General features: G+C 47.7%; 7 protein-coding genes. 6 read left to right on the top strand and 1 reads right to left on the bottom strand.

From position 1 onward, the window contains the following. The 5 genes from H6F80_RS08685 to H6F80_RS08665 all read left to right on the top strand — a co-directional run. The coding region (locus tag H6F80_RS08685) for a cation:proton antiporter (RefSeq protein ID WP_190791179.1) at positions 1-943 on the top strand (943 nt) is incomplete at its 5' end. Positions 944-1397: 454 nt separating this feature from the next. Further along, positions 1398-2681 carry a TIGR00341 family protein gene (locus tag H6F80_RS08680; RefSeq protein WP_190791178.1) on the top strand — a complete coding sequence of 428 codons (1284 nt, stop codon included), beginning with the start codon at positions 1398-1400 and terminating at the stop codon, positions 2679-2681. Positions 2682-2699: 18 nt separating this feature from the next. After that, positions 2700-3515 (top strand): potassium channel family protein, encoded by an 816-nt coding sequence (locus tag H6F80_RS08675; protein ID WP_190791177.1) that lies wholly within the window; start codon positions 2700-2702, stop codon positions 3513-3515. A gap of 107 nt (positions 3516-3622) precedes the next feature. Further along, entirely contained in the window at positions 3623-4660 is a 1038-nt protein-coding gene (locus tag H6F80_RS08670; protein WP_190791176.1) for a mechanosensitive ion channel family protein, read from the top strand. Then, positions 4657-5979, top strand: a complete 1323-nt coding sequence (locus H6F80_RS08665) for a DUF2254 domain-containing protein (RefSeq protein WP_190791175.1) — start codon at positions 4657-4659, stop codon at positions 5977-5979. Before H6F80_RS08670 ends, H6F80_RS08665 begins: the two co-directional genes overlap by 4 nt. Positions 5980-6051: 72 nt before the next feature. Here H6F80_RS08665 and H6F80_RS08660 read toward each other — a convergent pair whose 3' ends face one another. Beyond that, positions 6052-7338: a mechanosensitive ion channel family protein gene (locus H6F80_RS08660; RefSeq protein WP_190791174.1), complete on the bottom strand. Its 1287-nt coding sequence runs from the start codon at positions 7336-7338 to the stop codon at positions 6052-6054. A gap of 172 nt (positions 7339-7510) precedes the next feature. On the opposite strand from H6F80_RS08660, the gene H6F80_RS08655 reads away from it, so the two are divergent. Next, positions 7511-7969, top strand: coding sequence for a DDE-type integrase/transposase/recombinase (locus H6F80_RS08655; RefSeq protein WP_190791173.1), 459 nt, complete (start codon positions 7511-7513; stop codon positions 7967-7969). Positions 7970-7975: the final 6 nt, after the last annotated feature.

The following is a 7975-nucleotide window of genomic DNA, read 5'->3' as shown; positions in this document are numbered from 1 at the left end:
CGGCAGCCTGATTGGATTTGGCATCTCCTATTTGACACAGCGGTTTGATCTGCCGCTAGTGGAACAGTCGCTAACACTGGTTTCTGCCTATGGCACTTATTTGATTGTTGATGATCTGGGTGGTTCTGGGGTAATTGGAGTCGTGACGACCGGATTAATTTTAGGCAACTTTGGTTCTCGCATTGGCATGAATCCCCGCACTCGAATTATTGTTAGCGAGTTTTGGGAGTTTCTCGCCTTTTTCGTAAACTCGATTGTTTTTCTACTGATTGGTGATCAGATTCGCTTCGATATCCTGGGACAAAACCTGGGCACGATCGTCATTACCCTCGTTGCGATGATTGTGACACGAGCAATCTCCATCTATGGTTTAAGCGCAATCAGCAATCGCTTCACCCAATCCAAAATTATGCTACCTGAACAAACAGTTTTGCTCTGGGGTGGACTGCGGGGGTCTGTATCGATCGCCCTGGCATTAAGTGTTCCTGTGATTCTGCCTGCTCGAGAAGAAATCATTGCCACAGTGTTTGGGGTCGTGCTATTCACGCTGTTAGTGCAGGGACTCACGGTTCAGCCACTGCTGCAGAAGCTAAATTTATTGGGTGATCAGCCCTTACGTCAGCAGTTCCAGGAAACAGTCGCTCGTTTAGCCGCTATGAAACGGGTTTTGCAGCAGCTAGGTCAGCCAGAAAATCGCCCTGCCATTGAGCCGGAGTTTTACCGTTATCAGGAGGCTCTGATTAATGGCGAAATCGAACGATTGACCGCAGAAATCGATACCTTACAGGACGAAAATCCAGACCTCCGCATCTTTGCAGCAGAACAATTTAAGCAGGAACTGCTGGCGATTGAAGCAGATACTTATGCTGAGTTGGTTCGCACAGGCAGACTCAACCGGGAACTGTCTTCTCTTCTTCAGGAGGATTCATCAGAGGAAGTTTAAAGGGTTACTGAATATAACCTTGATCAGGATCAGAAGTAGATACAGCAAATTCAGAGGGTGTAATTGGTGTACCTCGCTGCCGAGCATAAACCTTGGTGAACGCGGCTGGAACATAGCTGTGTTTCATTGAGCAGTAGAGCGATTCTTCGAGTTGAATAAAGTAGTGTTGTGCAAATTGACAAATCTGCACCCGTTAAGGCATAGAGTCTGTAACGAATAAGGAAATTAAATATTTTCCTTAGAATAAGAGCGTACCCTTAGAAGGTGGAGAAATTGTGCAGAAATTTAGTGAAATCTGTTAGTCCTAAAACTCATCTATCAGTAGCAAGGGATTGAATTTAAACGAAATGAACTGTCATCCTCTCCATTATCAAAAAACATGCCTCTACAATCTTCCCTTAGCTAGAGATCGAATTTCTTAGCAGTACGGGATGGTTAGTAGCAGGAGGGTATTATGCGGCAACTTATCGTTCAGGTTCCACAGGGACACGGCAAGGATGTCCTGAATATTGCCAAAGATCATCAGGGCGTGAATCTGGTTCAGATTGAAGCGAATAGCCTCGATCATGCCCTGGATTTAGTGATTGTGTATATTTCTAACCGCAGAGTTGAAGATTTTCTCAGACAATTGGAAAGTTTGCCGGATGTCCATATTACCCTGCTGCCTTCTGGGGTCATGGCACTCCATCCACCTAGCAATCAAGCTGCAGAACAGGTTACGAATGTTGAGCCTCGTAGTCCGGTGGAAGTTTTTTTGTCGGGATTACAAAGCGTTGGCTCCTGGAAGGGCTTTTTAGGGTATGCTGCCCTGGGAGGCGTGGTAGCCTGGATAGGGCTTTTTACTAATACGATTTATCTTTTAACTGCTGCAATGCTAATCGCACCCTTTGCAGGTCCAGCGATGACTGCTGCGATTGCAACAGCAAGGGGCGATCGAAAACTTTTAGGGCGCAGTCTTGCGAGATACTTTTCTGCCTTGAGCCTGACGATAGCAATCGCTGCGCTCCTCAGCCTTCTATTCGGACAGTCGATCGCCACTTCTCAGATGATTGAACGCAGCCAGGTATCAGTAACGGCTATATTACTACCTCTGGCTGCCGGAGCCGCAGGCGCATTAAATTTGGTGCAGTCGGAGCGCAGCAGCCTGGTGTCTGGAGCCGCAACTGGAATGCTGGTGGCTGCCTCGCTTGCTCCACCTGCCGGGGTTGTGGGAATGGCAGTGGCGATTGGTCGATGGGATTTGGCGACAGGCAGTTTATTCTTATTGCTGCTACAGCTTTGTGGCATTAATCTATCCGCTGCTCTCTTGTTTCGCAGGTTTGGACTCTCTACAAGGGGTGCAAGGTACACTCGTGGCAAAAAACTGGTCTTTCCTATTGCTCTACTTATTACAGCACTGGCATTAATCGGATTATTAGTGTGGCAGCTCGCCAACTCACCGAATTTACAGCGAGCGAGCCTTAGTCAACGAGCCAATGCAGAAGTACACCAGGTAATTGGGCAAGAGCCTTCAGCTCAGCTTGTAGAAGCCAACGTACGGTTTACCCGATCAAGTATTTCGGGACAAAATACATTGCTCACAGTTTTGTATGTGCAGCGATCGCCGGATGCAACTGAATCTGATGCGATAATCCGCGATCGTCTCACCAAGGCAATTCAAGCCCGTTTGACAGAGCAGTATAAAAATATCACTCCCTTAGTAAGCGTGAACGTTCTTGCACCACCCAATCAGAATTGATGACGAGAGGATCAGTTGATGAGCCGTGATACAAATTTGTCCTCAAAACGCGTCTTGGAGCAGGAGCAGAATGAGATTCTGCAACAGATTGAGAATTGGCTGGAAATTCCCATGCTGCTGCTCAGCTTTGTGTGGCTTGTCCTGTTTGTGGTTGAGTTAATTTGGGGACTCTCACCCCTGCTGGACACACTGGGGATTACGATCTGGATTGTCTTTATTCTCAACTTTGGACTGGAACTTTTTCTGGCTCCACGCAAGTTGGCTTACTTGAAACGGAATTGGCTGCTTGCCATTTCGCTCCTGTTGCCTGCTCTACGAGTGTTGCGAGTCGTAAAAGTAGTGCGGGCATTCCAAACAGTTCGTGCTGCCAGAGGACTGCAACTGTTGCGAGTGATGACCCGTGCGAATGGCGGAATGCGAGTATTAGCGGCAAGCTTCAATCGCCGAGGCTTTGGTTATGTAGTGGGATTAACGGCAGTCATTACTCTGATTGGATCCGCTGGAATGTTTGCCTTCGAGCATGAGGTTCCTGAGTCTACTCTAACTGACTACGGAGCTACACTCTGGTGGACAGCAATGGTGATGACCACAATGGGAGCAGATTACTTTCCACAAACGCCAGAGGGACGAATCCTGTGCTTTTTGCTGGCGCTTTATGCCTTTGCGGTTTTTGGCTATGTCACTGCAACCCTCGCCACCTTTTTTGTGGGTCGAGATGCTGAAAATCCAGAAGCAGAGGTGGCAGGAGCAAAGGGAATCGCTGAGCTACAGGCAGAAATTACGGCATTGAGAGGTGAACTTCAAGCTCTATTACATCAGAAGCAGGAAAAATGACGGTTTGAGCTACGATCGTGCCTTTCTCCGCTAGCCACTTTCGATAGAGGTTACTCCAATGACTTCTGGATAACATTAGCGGCGAAGGTGAACGGAAGGCTTTCAAAATGAACATTGAAATTTCTGCTGCTTGGCAAAAGATGCAGGGCATGATTAACGGATTCATTGCCCTAATTCCCAATATCGTGCTGGCAATCGTTGTCTTTGCTATCTTCTTTGTAGTTGCTAGAATGATTCGGCGGCTGGTGGGACGTTTAACCCAGAAGCGTCGTCATGCTCGTAACTTGGGGCTAATTCTAGGACGACTTGCCCAGTGGATTATTCTGCTAGTGGGTTTGTTTGTTTCGCTGTCGATCGTCATTCCCACCCTAAAAGCAGGCGATCTCGTTCAGCTATTGGGAATTAGTGGGGTGGCGATCGGTTTTGCCTTCCGGGACATCCTACAAAACTTTCTGGCGGGAATTCTGATTTTACTCACCGAACCCTTTCAGCTAGACGACCAGATTATCTTCAAGGATTTTGAGGGCACGGTTGAGAATATCCAGACTCGCGCCACGACGATTAGAACCTACGACGGTCGCCGGATTGTAATTCCCAACTCGGAGCTATTTACTAATTCTGTCACCGTCAATACTGCCTTTGAGCATCGTCGGTTAGAGTACGATGTGGGAATTGGGTACAGCGATGATATTGATGAAGCAAAACGGCTAATTTTAGAAGCCATTCATGAAACAGAAGGCATTTTGTCCGATCCTGCACCGGATGCGATCGTTGTAGATTTAGCAGAAAGCACAGTCAATATTCGTGCTCGCTGGTGGGTTAAACCGCCTCGCCGTGCTGATGTGCTGAATTTGCAGGACCGGGCACTTACAGCGATTAAGAATAAACTAGTTGCAAACGGCATTGACCTCCCCTTCCCGACACAGCAAATTCTGTTTCATGACCAAACCGAGGAAACGGATGGCGATCGCTCTCGGCAGCGCGAAGGTTGGCCCGCAGGTAAGCAGGAAGTTCCCAAATCAGGTAGCATCGGTGGTTCACTGCGAAAATTAGCACAAATCCGATCGCACCGCGCTACGACGCGGAGCGCAGCGACAAGTCGATCGCAGCGCGATGGCAACGGTCGTACGACAAATGACGCATGAAAAATACAAAGCTCAGCAAGTTTTGGGATACGCTGCGATCGAGCTACTGGTTTTTACCCACCCTAATTGCAGGAATTGCTTTTGTACTGGCATTGGTGCTGCTCGAGATTGATCGATCGGGAAATGCGCCGAACTGGGGGTGGCTCTATACCGGAGGCCCAGATGGAGCCAGAGCAATGCTTTCAACTATTGCAAGCTCGATGGCAACCGTTGCGGGAACGGCATTTTCGATCACAATCGTTGCCCTACAACTTGCTGCTTCCAACTTTGGCCCCCGCCTGCTGCGAAACTTTATGCAGGACATGGGCAATCAGATCGTTTTAGGAACTTTCCTTGGCACATTTCTCTACTGCCTGCTGGTGCTGCGAAATATTCGCGGAGAGGATTTTAATCAGTTTGTGCCGCAGCTCTCTATTACGGTTGGAATGGTGCTAGCGATCGTCAGCGTGCTGGTTTTGATTTATTTTATTCACCATGCCTCGACCATTATTCAGGTTTCTCAAGTCATTACTGATGTCGGCAGAGAGCTAGATCGGGCCATCGATCGCTTATTTCCAGAACAGCTTGGACACCGCGCACAGCATCAAAGACCTGTCGGAGAAATTCCCAGCGATTTTGAGGCGCGATCGACATTGGTTCGCTCTCAGGACAAGGGATATTTACAAGCTATCGATGATGAGGAACTGATGAAAATTGCTTGTCAAACAGATGGGCTGCTGTGGCTGAAAACGCAACCTGGAAAATACCTGATTTCCGGTAGCCCACTCGTCTCGGTTTACCCGAAAGAACGCTATTCTTCTGCACTATTTAAGAAAATCAATCGAGTCTTTATTTTTGGTAAAGAGCGCACTGAGCAACAGGATATTGCCTTTCCAATCCAACAGCTTGTTGAGATTGCGCTGCGGGCAATTTCTCCAGCGGTGAATGATCCCTTTACGGCGATTCGCTGCATCGATCGATTGGGTGCAGGATTTAGTCAACTGGTTCAACGCGATTTTCCTTCGCCCTACCGCTACGACAAATTCCACAATCTGCGAGTTATTGCTGAACCCGTAAAGCTAGAATACTTGTTTGATTGCGCCTTTAGCCCGATTCGCCAGTATGCTCAATCCGATTCAGCAGTTATGTCGCACCTGTTAGATGCGATCGCTCTTATCGCATCCCATGCGAAAACGCCAGAACAAAAGCGTGCTTTGCGTCATCATGCAGGAATGATTCTACGAGGCAGCCGGCAGGGATTGTCAGAGGAGTGGGATCGACAAATGATAGAAGAACGATATCAAGCTGTCTTAGAGACGCTGGATCAAAGACAATACTAACAATTTGATCACCACCGTCACCAACGATCCAATTCGCTTGTCAATCCCTATAGCAATCCGTAAGGCTTTCGCTCATTGCGAATTTTCAAAGCCATTTGGGAACAGGGACGAGAGCTGGCTCAAAGTTTCTCTCAGTGCAGGTGCAACTTGAACAGAACGCAGATGCAAGTCGCGTTGGGGAAACGGAATTTCGATCTGCCATCGTTGAAATGCTTCAAAAATCAGAAAGTTCAGATCGCTTTTGAGCAGGAATTGGTGATTGGGCGTTTCAGTCCAAACCAGTAATTCAAAGGTGAGAGCACTGTCTCCAAACCCTTGAAATAAAACTCTTGGAGGCGGCGTTTGTAAAACGTCTGGATGGTTTTGCGCTGCTTCCAGTAACGCTGTTTGAACAGTTTTAGGGTCTGCATGGTAAGCCACACCAACCGGGATATGAAGTCGAGAAACGGGATTGCGGTGGCTCCAGTTAATTACTTCTTTCTCCAGAAAGCGTGAATTGGGCACGATGATTGACACATGATCTAGTGTTCTGATTTCGGTACTACGGGCACCAATGCGCTCTACCGTACCCTTGAATTCTCCAACTTCAACAAAGTCTCCCACCTGAATCGGTCGTTCAAACACTAGAACAAGCCCACTGCCAAAGTTTTTCGCAATATCTTGCAATCCAAATCCAATCCCAACACCCAGTGCGCTTGCCAGAATAGTGAGAGAACTTAAATCGAGTCCCCAGAGCTGTAGCACAATAATTGTGGCGATCGTCACCACGCTATACTTCGTCAGCATCGCAATGACTTCCTGCAATCCACGATTAATGCCTGCGCGCTGTAATACACGAGAACGTAGGAGATTGGTAAGCACGCCTGCCAGAATAATGACGCCAAAGAGTAAGGCGCCCAGGATGAGCAGGTCGATGATGGAGTACGCCCGTCTGCCTAAAACCATCACAGGAGCCGTAAAGCTTGAGAGGATCGAACTAATGGCTTGATTACTCCAGCGTCGCGTAGCAGGAAATAACTTCGTAATATACAGAGCAACACCAATCCATAAACTCAATCGCGCTGCACTGAGAAGCAGTTTGAGAAACAACTCCAGTGGAGCATGAACTTCAGAGTCAGTTGCCTGAATCCAACTACGGCGCTGAGCGATCGCCAGCAATCGATGCTTTAACTGTCCCAGAAAATAGTGGAGGACGATTCCACTCCCCACGATGACAGCCACCTGCACTAAGATAAAGGGCAAGCTTAAATTAGGATTGATGGCTGCCTGAGCAGCAGACTGAGCAGCAGCAGGTGAAACCAAGCAACTTAGCGTTAGGGCAAGAAAGCTCAGACGAAAGAATAATGGTCTAATAGGCATGGATCAAAAAATTGCTCAGCAGCACAATCATGCCAGTAAAACCGTTATAGAAATAGCTCCCATGAGCAAATTCAACCCTGGGAATGAACATTAAGACTTGACTGCTGCAACTCATGCGTTACACTGTTTGCGTCCGTCGATTCGCAAGGCAGTACCCTAGATTTCATGTTGAGTGCGCTCACGAGATAGCAAAGCAGCCGTTCGGTTTTTCCGTAAAGTGTTCAAAGCGCAGCACACTCAGGCTCCACGAGTCATTAAGGTGGACAATAACACAGCTTATCCAGTGGTAATGGAAATCCTGACGGATGATGAAGCACTGGCAGCAGAAATTGAGTTGCGGCAAGTGAAATACTTGAATAACGTGGTTGAGCAAGACCACAGAAACATCAAACGAATTACTAAATTAATGATGGGGTTCAAGCCAATCAATAGTGCCAAAAGAACGTTGCAAGGGATTGAGGCAATGAATATGATCAGAAAAGGACAAGTGAAAGGAGTTGGACAAGGGAACAGCGTCTTTCAAGGGCTTTGTTGCATGATTGCTAAAAGAGACAGAGCTAGACTTGAGCCAGCCCTAATTAAGCCTCAACTGCATAGCTATCTGGTTTGCAGAGTTGGATCATGCGGTTGAGTGCCG

Origin of the sequence: Leptolyngbya sp. FACHB-711 (assembly GCF_014695615.1) — a bacterium.
Taxonomy (GTDB): domain Bacteria; phylum Cyanobacteriota; class Cyanobacteriia; order Elainellales; family Elainellaceae; genus Leptolyngbya_A.
This window is presented reverse-complemented; position numbering and strand designations above follow the sequence as displayed.